This window comes from Haloimpatiens myeolchijeotgali (assembly GCF_042688525.2).
Classification (GTDB): domain Bacteria; phylum Bacillota; class Clostridia; order Clostridiales; family Clostridiaceae; genus Haloimpatiens.
Map to the genome: position 1 here is coordinate 1,364,688 of NZ_JBHWAB010000001.1, position 23,743 is coordinate 1,388,430.

The 23,743-nt window shown below is 28.5% G+C and carries 23 protein-coding genes and 1 pseudogene; 22 read left to right on the forward strand and 2 right to left on the reverse strand.

The window, feature by feature from the left end; translation table 11 throughout:
* Window positions 1-171: 171 nt before the first annotated feature.
* The 21 genes and pseudogenes from ACFIJ5_RS06065 (at window position 172) to ACFIJ5_RS06165 (ending at window position 20,742) form a co-directional block, all read left to right on the forward strand.
* Window positions 172-912 (forward strand): YebC/PmpR family DNA-binding transcriptional regulator, encoded by a 741-nt coding sequence (locus ACFIJ5_RS06065; protein WP_379805041.1) that lies wholly within the window; start codon window positions 172-174, stop codon window positions 910-912.
* A gap of 325 nt (window positions 913-1,237) precedes the next feature.
* Complete coding sequence (locus ACFIJ5_RS06070; RefSeq protein WP_379805043.1) at window positions 1,238-1,846, forward strand: hypothetical protein; 609 nt, start codon at window positions 1,238-1,240, stop codon at window positions 1,844-1,846.
* A 208-nt stretch (window positions 1,847-2,054) separates the two neighbouring features.
* Window positions 2,055-2,645: a Holliday junction branch migration protein RuvA gene (ruvA, locus tag ACFIJ5_RS06075; protein WP_379805045.1), complete on the forward strand. Its 591-nt coding sequence runs from the start codon at window positions 2,055-2,057 to the stop codon at window positions 2,643-2,645.
* A gap of 13 nt (window positions 2,646-2,658) precedes the next feature.
* Complete coding sequence (gene ruvB, locus ACFIJ5_RS06080) at window positions 2,659-3,699, forward strand: Holliday junction branch migration DNA helicase RuvB (protein WP_379805047.1); 1,041 nt, start codon at window positions 2,659-2,661, stop codon at window positions 3,697-3,699.
* A 23-nt stretch (window positions 3,700-3,722) separates the two neighbouring features.
* A complete protein-coding gene (gene queA / locus ACFIJ5_RS06085) occupies window positions 3,723-4,751 on the forward strand; it encodes a tRNA preQ1(34) S-adenosylmethionine ribosyltransferase-isomerase QueA (protein WP_379805050.1) in 1,029 nt (342 codons plus the stop codon).
* A 136-nt stretch (window positions 4,752-4,887) separates the two neighbouring features.
* Window positions 4,888-6,024, forward strand: a complete 1,137-nt coding sequence (gene tgt, locus ACFIJ5_RS06090; protein ID WP_379805053.1) for a tRNA guanosine(34) transglycosylase Tgt — start codon at window positions 4,888-4,890, stop codon at window positions 6,022-6,024.
* 51 nt (window positions 6,025-6,075) lie between these two features.
* On the forward strand, window positions 6,076-6,363 hold the full coding sequence (yajC, locus tag ACFIJ5_RS06095) for a preprotein translocase subunit YajC (protein ID WP_379805055.1): 288 nt from the start codon (window positions 6,076-6,078) through the stop codon (window positions 6,361-6,363).
* A 56-nt stretch (window positions 6,364-6,419) separates the two neighbouring features.
* Window positions 6,420-6,785, forward strand: a complete 366-nt coding sequence (locus tag ACFIJ5_RS06100) for a TIGR04086 family membrane protein (RefSeq protein ID WP_379805057.1) — start codon at window positions 6,420-6,422, stop codon at window positions 6,783-6,785.
* 103 nt (window positions 6,786-6,888) lie between these two features.
* Window positions 6,889-7,026 carry a six-cysteine ranthipeptide SCIFF gene (gene scfA / locus ACFIJ5_RS06105; RefSeq protein ID WP_379805060.1) on the forward strand — a complete coding sequence of 46 codons (138 nt, stop codon included), beginning with the start codon at window positions 6,889-6,891 and terminating at the stop codon, window positions 7,024-7,026.
* Window positions 7,027-7,263: 237 nt separating this feature from the next.
* Window positions 7,264-8,631: a thioether cross-link-forming SCIFF peptide maturase gene (scfB, locus tag ACFIJ5_RS06110; RefSeq protein ID WP_379805063.1), complete on the forward strand. Its 1,368-nt coding sequence runs from the start codon at window positions 7,264-7,266 to the stop codon at window positions 8,629-8,631.
* Between the two features lie 90 nt (window positions 8,632-8,721).
* Window positions 8,722-9,960, forward strand: a complete 1,239-nt coding sequence (secD, locus tag ACFIJ5_RS06115; protein WP_379805066.1) for a protein translocase subunit SecD — start codon at window positions 8,722-8,724, stop codon at window positions 9,958-9,960.
* A gap of 7 nt (window positions 9,961-9,967) precedes the next feature.
* A complete protein-coding gene (secF, locus tag ACFIJ5_RS06120; protein WP_379805068.1) occupies window positions 9,968-10,831 on the forward strand; it encodes a protein translocase subunit SecF in 864 nt (287 codons plus the stop codon).
* A 125-nt stretch (window positions 10,832-10,956) separates the two neighbouring features.
* A complete protein-coding gene (locus ACFIJ5_RS06125) occupies window positions 10,957-11,874 on the forward strand; it encodes a DHH family phosphoesterase (RefSeq protein ID WP_379805070.1) in 918 nt (305 codons plus the stop codon).
* 84 nt (window positions 11,875-11,958) lie between these two features.
* Window positions 11,959-12,477, forward strand: coding sequence for an adenine phosphoribosyltransferase (locus ACFIJ5_RS06130; RefSeq protein ID WP_379805072.1), 519 nt, complete (start codon window positions 11,959-11,961; stop codon window positions 12,475-12,477).
* 106 nt (window positions 12,478-12,583) lie between these two features.
* Window positions 12,584-14,781 (forward strand): annotated as a pseudogene (locus tag ACFIJ5_RS06135) (RelA/SpoT family protein).
* A gap of 29 nt (window positions 14,782-14,810) precedes the next feature.
* Window positions 14,811-15,260 carry a D-aminoacyl-tRNA deacylase gene (dtd, locus tag ACFIJ5_RS06140; protein WP_379805075.1) on the forward strand — a complete coding sequence of 150 codons (450 nt, stop codon included), beginning with the start codon at window positions 14,811-14,813 and terminating at the stop codon, window positions 15,258-15,260.
* A gap of 17 nt (window positions 15,261-15,277) precedes the next feature.
* A complete protein-coding gene (locus ACFIJ5_RS06145; protein ID WP_379805077.1) occupies window positions 15,278-15,883 on the forward strand; it encodes an MBL fold metallo-hydrolase in 606 nt (201 codons plus the stop codon).
* A gap of 14 nt (window positions 15,884-15,897) precedes the next feature.
* On the forward strand, window positions 15,898-17,346 hold the full coding sequence (locus ACFIJ5_RS06150) for a coproporphyrinogen III oxidase (protein ID WP_379809554.1): 1,449 nt from the start codon (window positions 15,898-15,900) through the stop codon (window positions 17,344-17,346).
* Window positions 17,346-18,596, forward strand: a complete 1,251-nt coding sequence (hisS, locus tag ACFIJ5_RS06155) for a histidine--tRNA ligase (protein ID WP_379805078.1) — start codon at window positions 17,346-17,348, stop codon at window positions 18,594-18,596. Before ACFIJ5_RS06150 ends, hisS begins: the two co-directional genes overlap by 1 nt.
* A gap of 30 nt (window positions 18,597-18,626) precedes the next feature.
* Window positions 18,627-20,414, forward strand: a complete 1,788-nt coding sequence (gene aspS, locus ACFIJ5_RS06160; protein ID WP_379805079.1) for an aspartate--tRNA ligase — start codon at window positions 18,627-18,629, stop codon at window positions 20,412-20,414.
* A 55-nt stretch (window positions 20,415-20,469) separates the two neighbouring features.
* Window positions 20,470-20,742 (forward strand): metal-sensitive transcriptional regulator, encoded by a 273-nt coding sequence (locus tag ACFIJ5_RS06165; RefSeq protein ID WP_379805081.1) that lies wholly within the window; start codon window positions 20,470-20,472, stop codon window positions 20,740-20,742.
* Between the two features lie 34 nt (window positions 20,743-20,776).
* Here ACFIJ5_RS06165 and ACFIJ5_RS06170 read toward each other — a convergent pair whose 3' ends face one another.
* Window positions 20,777-21,223: a threonine/serine exporter family protein gene (locus tag ACFIJ5_RS06170; RefSeq protein WP_379805082.1), complete on the reverse strand. Its 447-nt coding sequence runs from the start codon at window positions 21,221-21,223 to the stop codon at window positions 20,777-20,779.
* The gene (locus ACFIJ5_RS06175) at window positions 21,220-21,993 is read right to left on the reverse strand and encodes a threonine/serine exporter family protein (protein ID WP_379805083.1); all 774 of its coding nucleotides are present in this window, start codon (window positions 21,991-21,993) and stop codon (window positions 21,220-21,222) included. The genes ACFIJ5_RS06170 and ACFIJ5_RS06175 overlap by 4 nt, the downstream gene beginning before the upstream one ends.
* A 312-nt stretch (window positions 21,994-22,305) precedes the next feature.
* Between ACFIJ5_RS06175 and ACFIJ5_RS06180 the strand changes: the two genes are divergently transcribed.
* Entirely contained in the window at window positions 22,306-23,670 is a 1,365-nt protein-coding gene (locus ACFIJ5_RS06180; RefSeq protein ID WP_379805084.1) for a sigma-54 interaction domain-containing protein, read from the forward strand.
* Window positions 23,671-23,743: the final 73 nt, after the last annotated feature.

Sequence of the window (23,743 nt, forward strand, 5' to 3'; positions counted from 1 at the left end):
TTATAACAAAAGTATGTCAATGTAATAAATATGTAAGATAATCTTATAATTTGAAATAATACTTTTTTTTATGTTATAATAAGTATGTTTGTACAATTTGTAATATGATTATACATTATGTCAATGGAACTAATGTAATTAATCTCAGATATAGTTAGGAGGAAGTTATATATGTCAGGACATTCAAAGTGGCATAATATACAAGCTAAAAAAAGTAAAACAGATGCCAAAAGAGGAAAGATATTCACAAAATTAGGAAAGGAATTAACAGTTGCAGCTAAAACAGGAGGTTCTAATCCAGAAATTAATACTAAATTAAGAGACATTATAGCAAAAGCAAAATCAGCTAATATGCCATCAGATACTATAAGTAGAGTTATAAAGAAAGCAGCAGGAGAACTAGATGGTGTAACTTATGATGAAATAGTTTATGAAGGATATGGCCCATGTGGTGTTGCTGTTATAGTAAATGTTTTAACAGATAACAAAAATAGAAGTGCAGGAAATGTAAGACATCTATTTGATAAAAGTGGTGGAAATTTAGGAGCTAGTGGATGCGTTTCATGGATGTTTGAGAAAAAGGGTCAAATTATGATAGCAAGAAAAGAAGAAATGGATGAAGATGAAGTTATGATGCAAGCATTAGATGCTGGTGCAGAAGATTTTTCAGCTTCAGAAGAAGGCTTTGAAATAGTAACTTTACCAGAAGATTTTGCTGAGGTTAGAGAAAGTTTAGAAGCAGCAGGATACCAATTTGAATCTGCAGAAATAACAATGATTCCAAATAATACTGTAGAAGTAGATATGGATGCTGCAGCAAAAGTTGAAAGACTTATTGATAATCTTGAAGATGATGACGACGTTCAAGATGTATATCATAATGCTGATTTTCCAGATGAATTTGAAGGTTAAGCAATATCAACAGGTTTCAACTTTGAGCAGATTTTTATGATTACTACATACGTCAAAAAAAGCTGTTCATTAAGGTATATATCAAATTTAGTATTTCTTTGATTAAGGTATACGAAATTAATCACTCTTTATGTGAATGTAACTAAAATTACATTTAGTAGAGAGTGATTTTTTTGTTACTTGAAATGGTACGAAAATGTCCAAGCTGTTAATGGAAATGATTTAATAGATTTAGCAGATAAGTTATATTCATTTAGAAGTTGAATTTATGAATAATGAATAAATTAGTAAAAAATGGACATAATACCATGTGAGGAGTGATATTATGTCTAAAAGAAAACTATACACAGTATGTTGTGTGATATTAGCAATAGTTGTTTTTGGTGGGTCTTATTATTTATATTTAAATAGATATAAAGATAATAAAAAATCACAGCCTAAATCTGAAGTTAGTAGTAATACAGTGATGGGTAAAGTTGATTTTAAAAATGTTGTAAACAACAAAACTAAGTTAATATTCAAAACAATATATATGAAAAGTGGAAGTGAATCTCTTGAAGAGAAGATAGTAGGTAAGGATGCTAAAGAGTTAATTGGATTTGATAGAGCGAAAATAGAAGAAAAATATACTAACAAAGGTTTTGATGTTGAAAAAATGAATAATAGCGAAATTATATTGATTAAAAGAGAGGATAAGTATGCACCTGATAAATATGTTGTTGGAATTAAAAAAACAGATAATGGTGAATATTTAGCTATTTTTAGAACTGATAATGAAGGTAATTTGTGTATTGAAAATGAAAAAGATATAACAGCTATAAATATTAAAGTATTAAGAGATGGAGATATTGAGTTATTGAGAAATGGTTGTAGTGATTTTGAATTTAACAATAAAGAGAAAGCACAAGAGCTGATATCAGAATATGAATCTTAATAGTATTTGTGCATATTTAAAGTACAATATTTTAAAATTAATAGAAGCATATATAGAATAAAAAGTGTGTGCAAATTTTATAATGCAATACCTTTTTAGCTATATATGCTTTTGTTCTTGAATAAATTTTGTTAAGATGGTAAAGTAGTATATAGTCCTATGAATTAGTTAAATAATAAAGATTTAACATTTGAAAGGAATGTATAGTGTGTACGAATATATAAAAGGAATTTATATGGGATTTAATAAAGAATATATTGTCATTGAAAATAATGGTATGGGTTATAAGATATATACTTCAGGAAGTACTATGGCAAAAATGCCAAAAAAGAATGAGAGCGTAACCATTTATACTATTCAAATTGTAAGAGAAGATTTTATTGGATTATATGGCTTTCTTACTAAGGAAGAACTTGAATTGTTTAATTTAGTATTAACTGTTTCTGGAGTAGGGCCTAAAGCTGCATTGTCTTTATTATCTATAAATAATGTAGATAATCTAAAGCGTGCTATAGTTATGGGAGATGAAAAGATAATAACTAAAGCTCCTGGGATTGGTAAAAAAATTGCTAAAAGAATTATATTGGAAATTAAAGATAAAATTGAATTAGAAGATGATATGCTTCAACAATATGACGAAGATAAGAACCAAAACGATAAGATAGTAAAAGAAGCTTTAGAAGCATTAATTGCTTTAGGATATACTGAAAGAGAAGCAAAAAGAGCATTAAATAATGTAGATAAAACAGAACCTATAGAAAATATAATTAAAAATTGTTTAAAAAGTTTAATGAATTGAGGTGAAAAGATATATGGAGAATAGATTAGTTACAGCTTCTACAATAGAAGGAGATTTTGAAAATGAATATTCTCTAAGACCTCAAAATTTTAGTGAGTATATAGGTCAGGAAAAAGTTAAAGAGAAATTAGATATATTTGTAAAAGCTGCAAAAACTAGAAATGAAGCATTGGATCATGTTTTATTGTATGGACCGCCAGGACTTGGTAAAACAACATTGGCAAATATAATTGCAAAAGAAATGAGTGGAAATTTAAAAGTTACTTCAGGGCCTGCTATAGAAAGAGCTGGAGATTTAGCGGCTATTCTTACTAGTTTAAATGAATTTGATGTTTTGTTCATAGATGAAATACATAGACTAAACAGAGCAGTAGAAGAAATATTATACCCTGCTATGGAAGATTATTCGTTAGATATAATTATTGGCAAGGGAGCTGCAGCAAAGTCTATACGGTTAGATTTACCTAAATTCACTTTAATAGGTGCTACTACAAGAGTGGGATTATTAACTTCTCCACTTAGAGATAGATTTGGAGTTCTATGTCCTATGGAGTTTTATAATGAGAAGGAATTAACATATATAATTTCAAGATCTTCTAAAATATTAGGTGTAGAAATTACAGAAGAGGGAGCAGTAGAATTAGCTAAACGCTCTAGAGGAACTCCTAGAATAGCTAATAGATTATTAAAAAGGGTAAGAGATTATTGTGAAGTTAAAGGAAATGGAACAATAGACTTAAATACTGCAAAAGGCGGATTGAATTTATTGGATGTTGATGAAGAAGGCTTTGACAGTATTGATAATAAAATTCTCAATGCTATAGTAGATAACTTTAAAGGAGGACCTGTTGGATTAGAAACTTTGGCCTATTTTATTGGGGAAGAGTTAGATACTATTGAGGACGTGTATGAACCGTATTTAATGCAAAAAGGTTTTATAATAAGAACTCCAAGAGGAAGAGTTGCTACGGAAAAGGCATTTAAGCATCTTAAAAAAGAAAAAGTATATTCAAATAAGGATTCTAATCAAATTTCAATATTTAAAAATTCATAATACAGAAGAAGGAAGTGTTTAAGGTGGACGTAAAAGATTTTTATTTTGATTTACCAGAGGAACTTATAGCTCAGCATCCAGTTGAAAAAAGAGATGAATCAAGACTTATGGTTTTAGACAAAAAAACAGGAGAATTGGAGCATAAGCACTTTAAAGATATATTAGGTTATTTAAAAACAGGAGATTGTATTGTATTAAACAATACAAGGGTACTTCCTGCAAGACTTATTGGTAAAAAAGAAAAAACTGGTGGGAAAATGGAATTCTTATTGTTAAAGAGAATGGATAATGATAAATGGGAAGTGTTAGTTAAGCCTGGAAAAAGAGCTAAAATAGGAAGCGAATTTGAATTTGGTGATGGAAGATTAAAAGCAGAAGTGGTAGACATGGGTGAGGATGGTAGTAGAATTGTTCAATTTAAATATAGTGGAATATTTGAACAAGTTTTAGATGAACTTGGACAAATGCCATTACCTCCGTATATCACAGAAAGGTTAGATGATAGAGAAAGATATCAAACAGTGTATTCTAAAGAAGTTGGTTCTGCAGCAGCACCAACAGCGGGATTGCATTTTACAGAAGAGTTACTGAAAAAAATAAAGGAAAAAGGTATAAAAATTGTATTCTTAACTTTACATGTTGGACTTGGAACTTTTAGACCAGTTAAAGCGGATAAAGTTGAAGAACACCATATGCATTCTGAATATTATAGTATGTCAAAAGAAAGTGCAGATATAATTAATAAGACAAAAGAAAATGGAGGAAAAGTAATAGCTGTAGGTACAACATCATGTAGAACACTAGAAACTATAGGCCGTGATAATGATGGAAAAGCTATAGAACAGTCAGGATGGACGAATATATTTATTTATCCAGGTTATAAATTTAAAATAGTAGATGCCTTAATTACAAATTTTCATTTGCCTGAATCTACATTAATTATGCTTGTGAGCACATTGGCTGGAAGAGAAAATATAATGAATGCTTATAACACAGCGGTAGAAGAGAGATATAGATTTTTTAGTTTTGGAGATGCTATGTTTATTAGGTAGCAAAGATTAATTTTATTATTTGTATACCATTTTTTTATTATTGTTAAAATTTAATAAGTAATTATTTAATATACTTTATGATAATTAAATCGTTAGACAAAAATTTGGATAAAAAGTGTACAGAGGAAGTGTTTAGATGGGTAAATATACATTACTTAAAAAAAGTGAAAAAGTAAGACGTGGAAGGTTTGAAACAGTACATGGTACTATAGAAACACCAGTGTTTATGAATGTTGGAACTCTTGCTGCAATTAAGGGTGCTGTATCTTCTATGGATTTAAAAGAAATAGAATGTCAAGTGGAATTATCAAATACATATCATTTGCATTTAAGACCAGGAGACAAAGTAGTAAAAAAATTAGGTGGATTACATAAATTTATGAATTGGGATAGACCAATTTTAACAGATTCAGGTGGATTCCAAGTATTTTCATTGGCAAAAATTAGAAAAATAAAAGAAGAAGGAGTTTATTTTAACTCACATATAGATGGTAGAAGAATATTTATGGGACCAGAAGAAAGTATGCAAATACAAAGTAATTTAGGTTCTACTATAGCAATGGCTTTTGATGAATGTATTCCTAATCCATCTCCAAGAGATTATGTTGTAAATTCGGTAGCTAGAACAACAAGATGGCTTGAAAGATGTAAAAAAGAGATGGATAGATTAAATTCTCTTTCTGATACTGTCAATAAACATCAAATGTTATTTGGTATAAACCAAGGTGGTGTTTATGAAGACATTAGAATTGAACATGCTAAAACAATTTCTAAAATGAACCTAGATGGTTATGCTATAGGTGGATTAGCAGTTGGTGAAACACATGAAGAAATGTATAGAATCATTGATGCTGTTGTTCCACATCTGCCTCAAGAAAAGCCTATATATTTAATGGGAGTAGGACTTCCAAGTAATATATTAGAGGCTGTAGATAGAGGAGTTGACTTTTTTGATTGTGTTCTTCCAGCAAGAAATGGAAGGCATGGACATGTATTTACTAAACATGGTAAAATTAACTTGATGAATGCTAAGTTTGAATTGGATGATGCTCCTATTGATGAAGGATGTCAATGTCCTGCGTGTAGACACTATTCAAGAGCATACATAAGACATTTATTTAAAGCAAAGGAAATGTTAGCAATGAGATTATGTGTTCTTCACAACTTATATTTCTATAATAAGCTTATGGAAGATATAAGAAACTCTATAGATGGAGATTATTTTAAAGAGTTTAAAGAAGAAAAATTAGCTAACTGGAATGGAAGAGCATAATAAATTTTTATAATAAAGTTTTTTATGTATAAATTAATGAGGAGGGGTAACATGGAAAATATAGTAGGGTTTTTACCATTGATAGGTGCCATTGTGGTGTTTTATTTAATAATATTTATACCAGAAAACAAAAGAAAGAAAAAATTTAGAGCGATGCTTGATAACTTAAAGGTTAACGATGAAGTAATGACTAGAGGAGGCATTATAGGAAGTATAGTAAATATAAAAGATGACTATATTATAATGCAAACTGGTCCAAATAACGTTAGAATTAAGTTATCAAAAAATGGTATAGCAACAATATTAGATAAAAACGAAAATAGTGAAATTGCTAAATAATGTTATTAAACGCCTCTTATCTTCATATATTTTAGTAGATAGGGGGTGTTTTTATTTTGAATAATAAAAAAATGAATTATGTTATCAATGGCTTAATAAGGGCTTTTATGATGACAGTAGGTTTTACAATAGTTTTTTCTGTTATCAATTATTTTATTCCATCAATTGAAAGTGTTAAACATATTTTTATTTTAATACTTTCACTTGTGAGTATTATGTATGGGGCATTTTATGCTTCAAAAAAATCACAACAAAAGGGTTGGCTATTAGGATTAATAATTGCACTAATGTATATGGTAATTATTTATTTAGTTTCTGTTATCGCAGGAAGAACAAATGCATTTGGACTAAGAGATTTATTAAGAATAATGTTAGCACTTCTAGTAGGAATGTTGTCAGGAATGCTGGGAATAAATATATAATATAAATAGAACTTCTTTATTTAACCTATAGTTTATGATATAATCTATAGGTGATGTTTTTGTATATTATATTATAATTAAAATATTGATTGGAGGAATTAACATGAAACATATAAAAACTGTAAACAAATCAAACATAAAAGAAAGTTTAAAAAGACCTGGATGCAAAGAATGTGCGAATTCATGCCAATCAGCATGTAAAACTTCTTGTACAGTCGCTAATTTAGCTTGTGAAAGATAGGTTAAATTGATATAATATCAAGCAGTAACGTATGTTACTGCTTTAAATTTTTTTATCCAATAGCTAAGTATTGCTAAGACTTTCTATTATGAAAGAAGGGATACTAAGATTAATTGAGTAAATAATTTGTATTTTCTAAGTAATTGGTATTAAGTTTATGGATAATTTTAAATAACTTTCAGATAGAGTACAAACTTCATCTGAATTTAAGTTTCAATTGATAAGGAGGAAATTTAAGTGGCTACAATACATAAGTTTAAACAAGGTAATGAATATTATGTTTTAGATGTTAATACAGGTTCTGTAAATATCGTAGATGAACTTGTATATGATTTATTAGATGATGAAGAACTAAGAAATAAGGACGAGCTTATAAAAGAATATGGTAGTAAATATTCTAAGAAAGATATAGATGAAGCATATGGGGAGATAAAACAATTAATAGATGAGGAAGTTTTATATACTAAAGATTTATATGAGGATATAGCTAAAAAAAGTGGAGATTCTCAATCTATAATTAAAGCCTTATGCTTAAATGTAACACATGCATGTAATTTAAGATGCAAGTATTGTTTTGCAGATGAAGGAAAATATCATGGTAATAGTCAGATAATGTCTGTTGAAGTTGGTAAAAAAGCTTTAGAATTTGTAGTAAAGCACTCAGGACCAAGAAAAAATATAGAGGTAGATTTATTTGGTGGTGAGCCATTACTTGCTTTTGATAATATAAAAGAAATTGTTAAATATGGAAGGAAATTAGAAAAAGAACATAATAAGACAATTAGATTTACAATGACAACAAATTGCACATTGTTAAATGATGAAATGATGGATTATTTAAATGAAAACATGGTTAATATTGTATTGAGTATAGATGGTAGAAAATGTGTAAATGATAAAGTAAGAATAAAACCTGATGGAAGTGGAAGTTATGATGACATATTACCAAATATAAAGAAAATGGTTGAGAAAAGAGATAAATCTAAACTTCATTATGTAAGAGGAACTTTTACAAGACAAAATACAGATTTTTTCAATGATGTTATGCATTTAGCAAATTTGGGATTTAAAGAGATTTCTGTTGAACCAGTTGTTCTTCCTGATGAACATGCATTATCTCTTAGGAAAGAAGATTTACCTACAATATTTAATCAATATGATAAATTGTATGATGAAATGGTAAAAAGATATAAGACAGATGATGAATTTAACTTTTATCATTTTAATATAAATTTAAATGGAGGTCCCTGTGTTTATAAAAGAATATCAGGTTGTGGCGCAGGACATGAATATATAGCTGTAACTCCAACTGGAGATATTTATCCATGTCATCAGTTTGTTGGAAATAAAGATTTTAAAATGGGAACAATATATAGTGATAAAATTGATGAAGATATGGCTAAAATGTTTCACAAAGCACATATATACAATAAACCTAAATGTAAAGAATGTTGGGCTAGATTCTATTGTAGTGGTGGATGTCAAGCAAACAATTATAATTTTAACAAAGATATACATGAACCTTATGAATTAGGATGTATAATGCAGAAAAAGAGGATAGAATGTGCTATTGCATTAAAAGCACAAATGATGCTTCAGGATTAGTTGGATATTATTGACTAATGGAGTCTGTAGTAATATAATAAAATTTGACAATAAGGAAAAAATACCAATAAAGAGTAAAGGGGGATACCGATGAATAGAAAAAAAAGCACTTTATTATTCATTTTAAGTGCTGTAATAATATTTTTATGTGCATACATAGGTGCTAACGGTGCTAAAATCGGAAGTTATCAAATTTCTTCTTTTTCGGAAGCAATAAATAGAGGATTGGATTTACAAGGTGGAGTTTCTGTAGTTGAAGAAATTCAAGGAGAAGTAGATACTAAAACTTTAGATAGAACTATTGAACTTATTTCTATGAGAGTTAATAAGATGGGAGTTAGTGAAACTGTTGTTTCTAAAGAGGGAAAAAATAGAATTAGAATCGAAATTCCTGGTAAATTTGATTCTAAGGAAGTAATTGATAGTGTAGTAAAGACTGGTGAACTTAAATTTGTAGGTCCAGATAAAAAAACTGTTCTTACTGGAAAAGATGTAAAAAAAGCTACGGCATATCTTGATAGTGATGATAATCAACCTAAAATAAGATTAGAATTAAACCAAAGTGGTGTTAAAAAGTTTGCAGATGCTACAAAAAAATTCTTAGGTCAAAAAATAACTATATATATGGATGAAGAAAAACTAACAGATCCAACAGTAGAAAGTGTAATTACTGGTGGAACTGCACAAATTTCAGGAAGTAGGACATTAGAAGAAGCAACAAGAAAGGCTAATATAATTAATTCTGGTGCACTGCCAGTTACATTAAAAACTGTTTCATCTAAAACTGTTGGTTCTACATTAGGAGCTACAGCACTTCCAAAAAGTATTAAAGCTGGAGCTATAGGTATAGCACTTGTACTATTATTTATGATGCTTTATTATAAAATACCAGGAATTATTGCTGATATGGCATTAATACTATATATAGTATTAGTACTTGGTGTTTTTGTAGAAGTCGGTGCTACATTAACTTTATCAGGAATAGCTGGTTTCTTATTGACAGTTGGTATGGCAGTAGATGCTAATGTACTTATATTTGAAAGAATAAAAGAAGAATTGAAAACAGGTAAATCTATTAAATCATCAGTAGAGGCTGGGTTTCATAGAGCATTATCTTCAATATTAGATTCAAATATTACAACAATAATAGCTGGTTCTGTACTTTATTTTGTTGGCTCAGGTACAGTTAAAGGATTTGCTCTTACCTTAATAATTGGTATTGTAATTAGTATACTTACAGCATTAACTGTTACAAGATTTTTATTAAGATTAGCAGTTGATATGGGAATGCTTAAGAAGCCATCATACTTCGGAGTTAAAAGGGGGTAAGGCAAAAATGTTTAAGTTTGTAGAAAAGACCAAAATATGGTTTACTATATCATTAATAGTTATTGCCATAGGAATCGTATCATTAGGCGTTAAGGGGCTTAATTTTGGTATAGATTTTAAAGGTGGTACTTTGATTCAAATTGATATGAAACAAGAATTTGATAAGAACGAAGTAACTAAAATGATCAAAAAGTATGCAGATGATATTCAAACAAACAAAGCTTATGCAGATAAGTCTGTACAATTAGAAGTAAGAAGTAATTCTATAACAAATGATAATGTAAGTAAATTATTTAAAGAAGTTAAAAGTAAATATAAAAAAGCAGAATTGAAAGCTCAAGATACTATAGGTGCATCTATAGGAAGTGAATTAAAACATAAAGCTTTTATAGCAGCAGTGATTGCCACTATAGCTATGCTTATTTATATAGGTGTAAGATTTGAGTTTAAATTTGGTCTAGCAGCAATAATAGCATTAGTTCATGATATATTAATAACATTAAGTGTATATACGTTATTACAAATACCTGTTAATAGTCCTTTTATAGCAGCTATGCTTACAATTCTTGGTTATTCAATAAATGATACAATAGTAGTATTTGATAGAATAAGAGAAAATCAAAAGAAAATGAGAGGAAAAAATATTAACGAAATTACTAATTCAAGTATATCACAAACGTTAACAAGATCAATAAATACAGTAATTACAACATTGTTTACTATAATTGCTGTTAATATACTTGTACCATCAGTAAGAGAATTTACAATACCTCTAATAATTGGGGTAATATCTGGTTGCTACTCTTCAATATTTATTGCGAGTCCAACGTGGGTTTTACTTAAAAAGAAAACTAAAAAGGCTACAGTATAGAGTGAAATAAGTCCCAGATTGTCTATCTGGGATTTTTTATTTACAATTTGTTTAAAAATGTATTTGTCAAATTGGCTAATATAATTTATAATATATTTGTTTTCTATAAAGTTGGAGGAGCTAATATGAACATGGTAAATGACAAAAGAAAAGAATTAGAACTAAATAGTCCTTTTTTGTTTAGGGATATGAAAAATTCTCTAGATAGAATAGTAAAAGCAGTTAATAGAAGAGAAAAAATTGTTATCTATGGACATTATGATTTAGATTGCATTACAGGAGTATCTTTATTGATTTTGGTACTTAGATATTTAAATGCAGATGTAGAATATTATATTTCAAGTGATCCAGATAATAATTATGAAATAAGTTTAGATGCTGTGGAAAGTCATATTAAATTTTTAGGTGCAGGCTTAATAATAACTGTAGGATGTGGAATAAATAGTTCTTATGAGATAGAAATGTGTAAAAGAATGAATATAGATGTTATTGTAACAGATTTTCATAAGCCCAAAAAGGAAATTCCAGAAACATATGTTATTAACTGTTTACAATGTAAGTATAACAAGTTCAATGAATTAACAGCAGTAGGGATAACGTTCAAATTAGCACAAGCTATAGCTGAATATTATAAAATAAAGTGTATAGATAAGTATATGGATTTAGTTATGCTTGGTATAGTCTCTAAAAATATTCCATTATCACAAGAGAATGAATTATTTGTAATGAGAGGTGTTAAACAATTAAAAGTTACAAATAATTATGGTATAAAAGCATTGATGAAAGTGCATAAAATATGTAATATTAATACGAGTTCAGTATTAAAGTTAGTAAATACAGTTATGCCCACTGTAAATCCTATTGGTAAGATGGATAATGCTAAAATTGTGGTAGAACTTTTTATTACCTCCAATAGTTATAGAGCGGAGCAAATTGCTAAATATTTAAAAAAGCAAGTTGAAAATGATACTAAATTAAATGCAAATCCAGTAAATCAAGTTATTAATTTAAGAAATTTTACTAAAAAGTTGAAACGATTTTAAGTTTTAATATATAATTAATAGGTATGTAGATGATGCTTATTAAATTAAAATATTCGTTTATTAATATGCTTAGGGGGAATATAAATGAATTTAGAAGATAAAATAAGAGTGATTGAAGACTTTCCTAAAGAAGGAATAAGTTTTAAAGACATTACTACATTATTACAGGATAAAGAAGCTTTAAAGTATACAATTGATGAGTTTGTCAAATACTTAAAAGATAAAGAGATAGATGTTGTTGTTGGTCCAGAAGCAAGAGGTTTTTTATTTGGTGTACCAGTAGCATATGCACTTGAAGCAGGTTTTGTTCCAGTTAGAAAAAAAGGTAAGTTACCATATGAAACTATAAGTGCAAAGTATGATTTGGAATATGGAAGTGATGAACTTGAAATACACAGCGATGCTATAAAACCTGGTCAAAGAGTAGCTGTAATAGATGATTTACTTGCAACAGGAGGTACAATAGATTCAGTAACTAAATTAGTTGAACAAGCAGGTGGAAAAGTAGCTGCTGTAGGTTTTGTTATAGAGCTTACAGACTTAAATGGAAGAGAGAAACTTTTAAATTATGATATTAAGTCATTAGTTAAATATAATATATAACTTAAAGTATAATTTAAAATTGCAAAATTCTACATATTATTATATAATATTAGTAAAATAACCGGCTGGTATCTAACCAGCCTTTGATTTTAGGAGAGTAATCCAGATGTTTGAAAAATTAATGAGAAAAATAGATCAAAATTGTACTCATGTAGATAAAGAATTTATAACAAAAGTATATAAATTTGCATATGATGCACATATAAATCAAAAAGAGAGTCGGGTGAACCATATATTGTTCATCCTGTTGAGGTCGCTTGTATTTTGGTAGAGATGGGATTAGATACGAGTACAATAGCGGCTGGATTACTTCATGATGTTATAGAAGATACTGAGTATGATTATGAATTTGTAGCAAAAGAGTTTAGTGAAGAGATAGCAAGTTTGGTAGAAGGAGTTACTAAACTTGGTAAAATTAAATATAAAACTAAAGAGGAACAACAAGCTGACAATGTTAGAAAAATGCTCTTAGCTATGGCAGAAGATATAAGAGTGATATTAATTAAATTAGCAGATAGACTTCATAATATGAGAACTTTGAGGTACATGCCTATTGCAAAACAAAAACAAAAGGCAAAGGAAACGTTAGATATATATGCACCACTTGCACATAGACTTGGTATGTCAAAAATAAAATGGGAACTTGAAGATTTAGCTTTTAGATATTTAAATCCAAATGAGTACTATTGTTTAGTAAGGAAAATTGCAGAAAAGAGAGCAGAAAGAGAACATTATATAGATAGAATAACTCAAGAAGTCGGTGAGAAATTAAAAGAGTCAAATATTGAAGCGGAGATTGATGGAAGACCAAAACATTTTTATAGTATATACAGAAAAATGGTTAAAAAAAATAAAAATATAGAACAAATTTTTGATTTAACTGCTGTAAGAATTTTACTCAATAGTGAAAGAGATTGTTATGCTGTATTAGGAATTGTCCACACAATGTATAAACCAATGCCAGGTAGATTTAAGGATTATATAGCAATGCCTAAGCCTAATATGTATCAGTCACTTCATACAACGGTAATAGGACCTCAAGGAAAACCATTTGAAATACAAATAAGAACATATGATATGCATAGAACAGCAGAATATGGTATAGCTGCACATTGGAAATATAAAGAAGGAAATAATTCAGAGCATCCACAGGATTTGGATTCAAAACTTTCATGGCTTAGGGAAATGTTAGAATGGCAAAATGAAACTTCAGATGCTGAAGAATTTATGGAAAGATTTAAAATTGATTTATTTTCTGATGAAGTCTTTGTATTTACACCAAAGGGTGCTGTAATTAATTTACCATACGAAGCTACACCTATAGATTTTGCCTATAAGATTCATACAGATATAGGTCATAGATGTATAGGAGCAAAAGTTGATGGAAAAATGGTTCCTTTAGAGTATCACTTGAGCACAGGAGAAATTGTAGAGATACTAACATCTCCAACACCTAAAGGACCAAGTATAGATTGGTTGAATATAACAAAAAGCAATCAAGCTAAAAGTAAAATTAGGGCTTGGTTCAAAAAAGCTAAACGTGAAGAAAATATTGTAAAAGGTAAAGAACTTTTAGAAAAAGAATCTAAAAAGCAAGGTTTTAATTTTAAAGAGTATACTAAGGATAAAGTACTTACAAAATTATTAAATAAGTATCACATGAAAAATATAGAAGACTTATATGCTTCTGTAGGAGCAGGTGCAATTATTCCATCCGTAGTCATAGGTAGAGTAACTGAATACTATGGAAAGTTTGAAAAAGAGCACAAAGATGAAAGTATTACTTTAACGGAGATAAAAGATAAAATTAACAAAGATAATAGAAACAATAGTGTAAACAATAAGAAACAGGATTATCATGGTGTTAAGGTAAAAGGAGTTAGTAATTTGCTTGTAAGATTTGCAAAATGCTGTAATCCTGTACCAGGTGATGAAATAGTAGGATATGTTACAAAAGGTAGAGGAGTATCTATTCATAGAAAAGATTGTAAGAATATGATTGATTTAATTAAAAAAAATGATGAAAAGCTAATTGAAGTAAGTTGGGGAACATCAGAAGGAGCTTATTATATAGCAGAAATTCAAATAAAAGCTGATGATAGACATGGTTTATTGTCAGAGGTAATGGAACAGGTAACTAGTAGTAAAATTAATTTATATGCTGTTAATGCAAAAACTTTAGGAAATGGAATTGCATTTATAAATGTTAAAGTAAAAATAAATTGCAGAGAACAGTTAGATACTTTAATGAAAGCTATAAGAAAATTTAAAGGTGTAATGGGAGTTTATAGAGTTAAAAACTAAAATCGGTTACTATAATAGGAGTGTTTTATATGAGAGCTGTAGTGCAAAGAGTAAAATCATCTTCAGTAGAAGTAGATGGTAAAATAGTTGGTAGTATAGGAAAGGGATTGAATATATTACTTGGTGTAGAAAAGGAAGATACTTTGAACGATTTAAAATATTTAAAAGATAAAATTTTAAATTTAAGAATATTTGAAGATGAGAATGGAAAAATGAATAAGTCACTTCTTGATATAAATGGGGAACTTATTATAGTTTCCCAATTTACTTTGTGTGGAGATTGTAGAAAGGGAAGAAGACCTAATTTCATGAATGCACTTTCAGGTATTGATGCACAAAAATTCTATTTAGAATTTATAGAGCAGTGTAAAAAAGAAGTGACTAGAGTTGAGTGTGGTGTATTTGGTGCAGATATGATGGTTAATATAGAAAATGATGGCCCTGTTACTATATTAGTTGATAGTAACAAAAACTTTTAGAAAGGAAGTGAGTGTAGGTGGAAATAAAGAGGATACCTGCAGGGATTTATGCTGCCAATTGTTATATAGTTGTTGATGAAAAGACTAAAGAAGCAGTAGTTTTAGATCCAGGTGGAGATGTAGAGGATATTTATAGTTTTATACAATCAAAGAATGCAAAAGTAAAATATATATTGTTAACTCATGGGCATAGAGACCATACTGATGGGGTAGATGAATTAAAGAGTTTAGTTAATGCACCAGTATGTATAAATGAAAAAGATGAAAAACTTATGAAAAGTGGAGAATATATGTTTGGAAAATTAAAAGATGGAAAAGCAGATATTCTTTTGAAAGAAAATGACATTATAGAATTTGGAGATAATTTAAAGATTAAGTGTATAGAAACACCAGGACATACTCCAGGTGGAATGAGTTTTGCCATTGGTAATGTAGTATTTACTGGAGATTCTCTTTTTTCATTGTCAATTGGTAGAACAGATTTTCCTGGAGGAGATTCTTATACCTTAATAAATAGTATAAAAACTAAACTATTTACTATGTCAGATGATACTATAGTATACCCAGGGCATAGTATGGGAACAAGTATAGGTAGGGAAAAAGAAAATAATCCATTCTTTTAATTTAAAAGGGGTTAATAAATGTGAAGGTAAAATTAAATAATTTAGATTATAGATATGATGTATATCATCTTGTAAATATTTTTTATCCACTAAATAATATTGAATTTGTATGTGAAAATCACGATTTAGAAATAAATATTAGCAGAGAAAAGATTATTTGTACTTTAAATGAAGATACTAAAATATTTTGTGTAGATACTAATATGAAGTTTAAAAGTTTTATCAAAAAAGCATTATTTGAATTTTTTACATACAAGACAGGTAAACAAATGCCTTGGGGAACATTAATAGGTATTAGACCTTCAAAAAAAACATTAGAATTATTGCAAGAGGGTTATAATGATGATGAGATAATTGAGTACTTTAAATATAATACATGTACAAGAAGAGATAAGGTACAATTATGTGTTGATATTGCAAAAAATGAAAGTAAATTTGTAAATAAGGAAAAGAATAGTATTAGTGTATATATAGATATGCCATTTTGTCCTACAAGATGTTTATATTGTTCTTTTGCTTCTAATCCAATTGGTAGTTGTAAAAAAATAGTTGAGCCATATTTAAATGCATTATATAAAGAAATAGATAGAATGAGTAAGTTTATAAAAGAACACCATTTGAAAATAGAATGTGTTTATTTTGGAGGGGGAACACCCACTTCCGTAAGCGATGAGCAATTTAGAAATGTTATGAAAAATATACATAAACATTTTGTATATAAAAATGATATAAAAGAATTTACTGTTGAATGTGGTAGACCTGATAGTATAACATTAAATAAATTAAAAACTATGAAGGAATTTAATGTAAATAGAATTAGTATTAATCCACAATCAATGAATGAGAAAACTCTAAAACTTATTGGAAGAAATCATACTCCACAAGATATCATTGATAAATTTAATATGGCAAGGAAAGTTGGATTTGATAGTATTAATATGGATATAATAGTTGGATTACCGGGAGAAAATAGCAGTGATATTATTAAAACATGTAGTGAGATAGAAAAATTAAACCCTGATAATTTAACTGTTCATGGCTTATCTGTAAAAAGAGGATCTAGATTGCATGAAAATATTATAAATAAAAAGAAGTTTGAAATGCAAAGCCAAGAAGAATTAAATAAAATGTTTAATGAAACAGTTAAGTTGGCTCATAATTTAGGTATGAAACCATATTATATGTATAGACAAAAAAACATGGTAGGAAATATGGAGAACATAGGATATACAAAAGAAAAAAAAGAATGTATATATAATATAGAAATGATAGAAGAAAGACAGACAATAATAGCAGTAGGAGCTGACGCAGTTTCAAAAGTAATATTTTTAGATGAGAATAGAATAGAAAGATTTCCTAATATCAAGGATGTAAGAGAGTATATAAATAGAATTGATGAGAAGATGGGAAAAAAAGAAAAGCTTTTAAAAACACTTTATGAACTTGAAAAGGAGGAAATGTAATGGCAATAAGAGCACCAAAAGGAACAAAAGACTTATTACCTCAAGATGCCTATAAATGGCAATATGTTGAAGAAAAGTTTAAGGATATAGCTTCTACATATGGTTGTAGAGAGATAAGAACTCCTATATTTGAACATACAGAGTTATTTGAAAGAGGAGTAGGAGATACAACAGATGTTGTACAAAAAGAAATGTATACATTTGATGATAAAGGTGGAAGAAGTATTACATTAAAGCCAGAAGGTACTTCACCAGCTGTTAGAGCATTTATTCAAAATGGACTTTATAGTGATACACAACCAACAAAACTATTTTATTTTACTCCTGTTTTTAGATATGAAAATGTACAAAAAGGTCGATTAAGACAGCATCACCAACTAGGTGTAGAAATTTTTGGATCTAAAGATGCTGGATTAGATGCTGAAGTTATAAGCTTAGCTATGAGGGTTTATAAAGAATTAGGAATTAGTAATTTAAAATTAAATATAAATAACATAGGTTGTGCAACTTGTAGGAAAAAATATAATGAAGCATTAAAGGAATATTTAAGAGCAAATTATGATAATTTATGTGAAACTTGTAAAACTAGATTTGAAAAAAATCCTATGAGAATTTTGGATTGCAAAAGTAAAAATTGTAAAGACATAGTTAAAGAAGCACCAGTAATATTAGATTATGTTTGTGATGAATGTAAGGATCACTTTGAAAAATTACAAAAATATTTAAAAGTATTAGGAATGGATTATGAGGTAGATCCACATATAGTTAGAGGCCTTGATTATTATAGTAAAACTGTTTTTGAAATAATAGATAAGGATATAACAGTCTGTGGTGGAGGAAGATACGATTATCTTATAAAGGAAGTAGGAGGTCCAGATATGCCAGCAGTTGGATTTGGTATGGGTATTGAGAGACTTCTTATGACTTTAGAAGAAAATGGTATAGAAATACCAAAACCCAATTATATGGATTTATATATAGGTTTTATGGGAGAAAATGGAAAATTAGAAGCTGTCAAACTTGTAAATGTGCTAAGAGAAAAAGGTATAAAATGTGATTGTGATCATATGGATAGAAGTGTTAAAGCACAAATGAGATTTGCTAATAGAGTAGAGTCTAGTTTTACTGTAGTTATAGGAGATAGTGAGGTTGAAAACCGAAAAGCTAGATTTAAGAGAATGTGTGACGGTGAACAATTTGAAATGAATTTTGATGACGTAGATGAGATATTAAAGATTATTAATGAATAAATTAGCATAAATATTAGGGAGGAACACAAAATGGGAGAAGCTTTAAAAGGACTTAAAAGGACACACATGTGTGGAATTTTAAGAGAAGAACACATCGGAAGTAAGATTACTGTTATGGGATGGGTTCAAAGAAAAAGAAATTTAGGTGGTTTAGTATTTGTAGATTTGAGAGATAGAACTGGAATTTTACAAGTAGTATTTGGAGAGGAAATAGATAAAAATGCTTTTGAAAAAGCAGATTTAGTAAAACCAGAATATTGTGTTGCAATAAGTGGAGAAATAGTTAAGAGACAGTCACCAAATAAAAATCTTCCAACAGGAATGGTTGAACTTAAGGGACAAGAAATAAAAATATTATCAGAGTCAGAAACTCCACCAATATATATTAAAGAAAATCTTGATGCAGCAGAAAATATTAGATTAAAATATAGATATTTAGATTTAAGAAGACCTGATATGCAAGAGATTTTCAAGATAAGACATAGAACAGGTAAAGTTGTTAGAGATTTTTTAGATGAAGAAGGATTCTATGAAATGGAAACTCCAATACTTACAAAAAGTACACCAGAAGGAGCAAGAGATTATCTTGTACCAAGTAGAAATTATCCAGGTATGTTTTATGCTTTTCCTCAGTCACCACAAATATTCAAACAATTATTAATGGTTTCTGGTTTTGATAAATATTTTCAAATAGCTAAATGTTTTAGAGATGAAGATTTAAGAGCTAATAGACAACCAGAATTTACTCAAATAGATCTTGAAATGTCTTTTGTTGAAGAAGATGATATTATGGAGTTAAATGAAAGGTTAATTAAAAGAGTATTTAAGGAAGTATTAGATGTAGATGTAAAACTTCCAATTAAGAGAATGCCATATAAAGAAGCTATGGAGAAATACGGAAGTGATAAACCAGAGCTAAGATTTGGTATGGAATTTAATGATTTATCTGATATAGTTAAAAATTGTGAGTTTGGAGTGTTTAAAAACGCAATTGCAGAAGGCGGTAGTGTAAGAGCTATTAAAGTTGAAAATTGTGCAAGTATGGGAAGAAAGAAGATAGATAAATTAGGAGAATTTGTTAAAACATATAAAGCGAAAGGACTTGCATGGATAGCTAATAGAGAAGAAGGAATAAAATCACCTATAGCTAAATTTTTAAGTGAAGAGGAATTAAACGGAATATTAGATAGAGTAAATGCTAAGGTTGGAGATTTAATATTAATAATTGCAGATGCAAAAAATAACGTAGTATTTCAAGCATTAGGTGCTTTAAGATTAGAAGTTGCAAAACAGTTAGAAATATTGAAAGATAATAAAGAATTTAATTTTGTATGGGTTACAGAGTTCCCACTATTATCATATAATGAGGAAGAAGAAAGATATCAAGCAGAACATCATCCGTTTACAATGCCTATGGATGAAGATATCTCTTATTTAGATAGTGATCCTTCAAAAGTTAGAGCAAAAGCATATGATTTAGTTTTAAATGGAGAGGAATTAGGTGGAGGAAGTATAAGAATACATGATACTAAGCTTCAACAAAAAATATTTGAGGTACTAGGATTTACACAAGAAAAAGCATGGGAAAGATTTGGATTCTTACTTCAAGCTTTCAAATTTGGACCACCACCACACGGCGGACTTGCATTTGGATTTGATAGACTTATCATGTTCTTAGCAGGTACAGAAAATATAAAAGACGTAATAACATTCCCTAAAAATCAAAATGCTTTTTGTCCATTAGCGGAGGCACCAAATGTAGTTGATGGAAAACAATTAGATGAGTTGGGAATAGGTGTAAATATAAAAGAAAAATAATAGGATTTTAGGTTGTTGATGATTTTTATAGAAATTGTGAGGAGTGAAAATCACAATGGGTGAGAAAAAAGATATACAAAAAGATATAAAAATCCGAATGAGAAGAATAGAAGGACAGGTAAAAGGCATTCAGAAGATGATAGAAAATGATGCATGTTGTAGGGATTTATTAGTTCAAGTAGCTGCAGTAAGAGCTGCTACAAATAGAGTAGGAAGTTTAATACTTCAAAATTATGCTGAGAGATGTTTTGTATATGAAGATGAAGAGACTTCTGATAAAGAAAAAATTAAAGAACTTATTGATACAATAAACATGTTTCTAAAGTAAAATGAGATTAAAAAATAGACTGCGCTTTTGCAGTCTATTTTTTATTAAATTTATAAAATGTTATTAATTTAAATAGTGAAGATACTAAAACTATAGCAACAGCGATAGAACCAGCATTTATTAGGGTATGTACACCTAAATTTATGGATTTATCAATATTACCTTTTACAGATTCTAACATAGTATAATACATACCTCCACCTGGTACAAGAGGGAGTATAGAACATATTATAAAAACAGTTACTGGAGCTTTAAAACTCCTAGCCATTATTTCTGAAAAAAGACTAACTATTAGTGAAGCTATAAATAAGGAATAAGTATCTGAAAATTGATTATTTAAACATATTAAATAAAATAACCAACCAAGACCTCCTCCTATAGATGCAAATATTAAATTTTTACCTTTTATGTTAAAAAGAACACCAAAACCTAATGAGGCTATAAATGCATATAAAGTGTTTAAAATTACTTTTAAAATCATATTAAATTTCCTCCAAAATAAGCAACCCATATTTTTAATACTAAACCAGCACCTATGGCTAGGGCAATAGCTACAAAGAAAGCTTCAATAGTTCTAGCAACTCCAGACACTAAGTCCCCAGCTAATGTATCACGAATAGCATTAGTAATAGCAAGTCCAGGAACAAGAAGCATAATTGATCCTATTATAATTTTATCTAGATTTGTGCCGATATCAAAAAATACACTAATTGAAGCTATTGAGGCAGTAATAGCTCCTCCCAGCATATTTATAAAAAAGTCATTTATATTAATTTGACCTAATATGGAAGAGGTTTTATATATTATAGTACCAATAAAAAATGATACTATAGCATCTTTAAAATTACCACCAAAAAGTAAAGTGAAAAATGAGGCACTCATAGAAGCACATAATACTGAAATTTTGAAACTGTATCTAGGAACTTTATTAATTTTTGATAATTCACATTTAAAATCTTCTAACGACATCCAGTTATGTGATATACTTCTCGAAAGATCATTTATTCTTTTTATTTTCTCTAAATTTACAGTTCTTTTAGTAATTCTTTTAGTAATAGAAATAGTCCTATTATTAAAAGATTGTATTGATGTAATAATTCCAGTTGGAGTTACAAAACTTTCAGTATTAGGTTCACCATAAGCAGTACATATTCTTATTATGGTCTCTTCCACTCTATAAGTTTCTGCACCGTTTTCTAACATTATTTTTCCAGCATCTGCTGCAATTTGTAAAAGCTCATTTATGTTCATTGTTTGCTCCTTTCATAAGTAACTCAACGCAACTATTATATAATATAATCCATTAATATTTCAATTATTTTTATAATTTTTTAATAACTGAATTTTTTGGTTAAAAAGAAAAGTTTAATAAAGAATATTTGTTACAAAAGTTATAAGATATAAAGTAGTATATTTTTAATATAAAATCTAAAAACCAGTAAAAGGAAATAAAAATAAATATGTAGTATAATATAATTACAAAAACAATTTACATAAAATAATAAATTTTCAAAATATAATGATTATTTTTAAAATAGAGTTTATATGACCAGGGGGGATACAATGCTTGAAACTGGAGCAATATTAAAAAGTTTAATTGATAATTTGGAATTAGGTATTCATATTGTTAATAAAGAAGGCAAAACAGTTTATTATAATGAGGCTATGGAGCAAATTGAAGGATTAAAAAAGAGTGAAGTTATAGGCAAAAGGATTGATGAATATTTACAAGGGGTAAATGAGGATAGTTCAACAATTATGAGATGTTTAAAAAGTGGAAAAAAAATTAAAGATGTTATACAAAGATACAGCAGCTTATACGGAAAGAAAATCATTACTATTAATACAACAGTACCAGTTGTCTATAAACACAAAGTTATTGCTTCCATTGAAATTGCAAAAAATATGACCCAAATCAAAGAGTTAAATGAAAAATTGTGTAAGCTACAATCTTCTGAAAAAGGAGAAAAAACTAATTATCATTTCAATGATATAATAGGAAAAAGTAAATCTATTAGAGAGGCTGTTAGTAAAGCAATGAGAGCCAGTTTGTCGAATTCATCAGTACTTATATATGGAGAGACAGGTTGTGGAAAAGAAGTATTTGCACAAAGCATTCACTATAATGGAATAAGAAGTAATAAACCATTTGTACCAATAAATTGTGCTGCAATTCCTAGTAGTCTTCTCGAAGGAATGTTATTTGGTACAACAAAAGGGAGTTTTACAGGCTCAGAGAATAAAAAGGGATTATTTGAAATTGCTAATAGAGGAACTATTCTTTTAGATGAAATTAATTCTATGGATTCATATCTTCAATCTAAATTATTAAGGGTACTTCAAGAAGGATATATAAGGCCTATAGGAAGTAATAAGACTATAGATATAGATGTAAGAATAATAGCTACATTAAATGAAAATCCTAAAAAATTAATAAAAGAGGGAAAATTACGAAAAGATTTTTATTATAGATTAAGTGTTATAAAGATTAATGTACCTCCATTAAGAAAACGTAAGGAAGACATAGAACTATTGAGTCAACATTTCATAAAATATTATAATAAAATACTTGGGAAAAATGTAAAAAGTATACAAGATAAAGTTATGAATAAATTCTTACAATATGATTGGCCAGGAAATGTTAGAGAATTAAGAAATGTCATTGAATATGCTATGAATATGAGTGATGGAGAAAAAATTTTATCAAGAGAATATTTTGATAGTAAGGCAATAGGACAAGATGAAAAAAGTTTTGCTAGTGAATATGATTTAAATGAAGTATCTCTAAATGAATATTTAATGAGTATAGAAAAAAAAGTAATAGAAAGAGAATTAAAAAAACAGAACTATAATATAACTAAAGCATCTAAAAGATTGAAGATTTCTCGTCAAAGTTTACAGTATAAAATTAAAAAATACAGGTTGTAAAGAAAAAATGCCGTAAATTAGGCATGTATATGCAAAAATATTTGCATATAGTCAATAATTCGTATAACGAAGT

Excerpts from the sequence above, each read along its gene's own strand:
- aspS (WP_379805079.1), top strand. The coding sequence starts at position 18,627 with ATGGGAGAAGCTTTAAAAGGACTTAAAAGGACACACATGTGTGGAATT.
- ACFIJ5_RS06070 (WP_379805043.1), top strand. The coding sequence starts at position 1,238 with ATGTCTAAAAGAAAACTATACACAGTATGTTGTGTGATATTAGCAATA.
- scfA (WP_379805060.1), top strand. The coding sequence starts at position 6,889 with ATGAAACATATAAAAACTGTAAACAAATCAAACATAAAAGAAAGTTTA.
- ACFIJ5_RS06175 (WP_379805083.1), bottom strand. The coding sequence starts at position 21,993 with ATGAACATAAATGAGCTTTTACAAATTGCAGCAGATGCTGGAAAAATA.
- ACFIJ5_RS06180 (WP_379805084.1), top strand. The coding sequence starts at position 22,306 with ATGCTTGAAACTGGAGCAATATTAAAAAGTTTAATTGATAATTTGGAA.
- dtd (WP_379805075.1), top strand. The coding sequence starts at position 14,811 with ATGAGAGCTGTAGTGCAAAGAGTAAAATCATCTTCAGTAGAAGTAGAT.
- ACFIJ5_RS06165 (WP_379805081.1), top strand. The coding sequence starts at position 20,470 with ATGGGTGAGAAAAAAGATATACAAAAAGATATAAAAATCCGAATGAGA.
- yajC (WP_379805055.1), top strand. The coding sequence starts at position 6,076 with ATGGAAAATATAGTAGGGTTTTTACCATTGATAGGTGCCATTGTGGTG.
- ruvB (WP_379805047.1), top strand. The coding sequence starts at position 2,659 with ATGGAGAATAGATTAGTTACAGCTTCTACAATAGAAGGAGATTTTGAA.
- tgt (WP_379805053.1), top strand. The coding sequence starts at position 4,888 with ATGGGTAAATATACATTACTTAAAAAAAGTGAAAAAGTAAGACGTGGA.
- secD (WP_379805066.1), top strand. The coding sequence starts at position 8,722 with ATGAATAGAAAAAAAAGCACTTTATTATTCATTTTAAGTGCTGTAATA.
- ACFIJ5_RS06170 (WP_379805082.1), bottom strand. The coding sequence starts at position 21,223 with ATGATTTTAAAAGTAATTTTAAACACTTTATATGCATTTATAGCCTCA.
- secF (WP_379805068.1), top strand. The coding sequence starts at position 9,968 with ATGTTTAAGTTTGTAGAAAAGACCAAAATATGGTTTACTATATCATTA.
- ACFIJ5_RS06065 (WP_379805041.1), top strand. The coding sequence starts at position 172 with ATGTCAGGACATTCAAAGTGGCATAATATACAAGCTAAAAAAAGTAAA.
- ACFIJ5_RS06130 (WP_379805072.1), top strand. The coding sequence starts at position 11,959 with ATGAATTTAGAAGATAAAATAAGAGTGATTGAAGACTTTCCTAAAGAA.
- ACFIJ5_RS06125 (WP_379805070.1), top strand. The coding sequence starts at position 10,957 with ATGAACATGGTAAATGACAAAAGAAAAGAATTAGAACTAAATAGTCCT.
- hisS (WP_379805078.1), top strand. The coding sequence starts at position 17,346 with ATGGCAATAAGAGCACCAAAAGGAACAAAAGACTTATTACCTCAAGAT.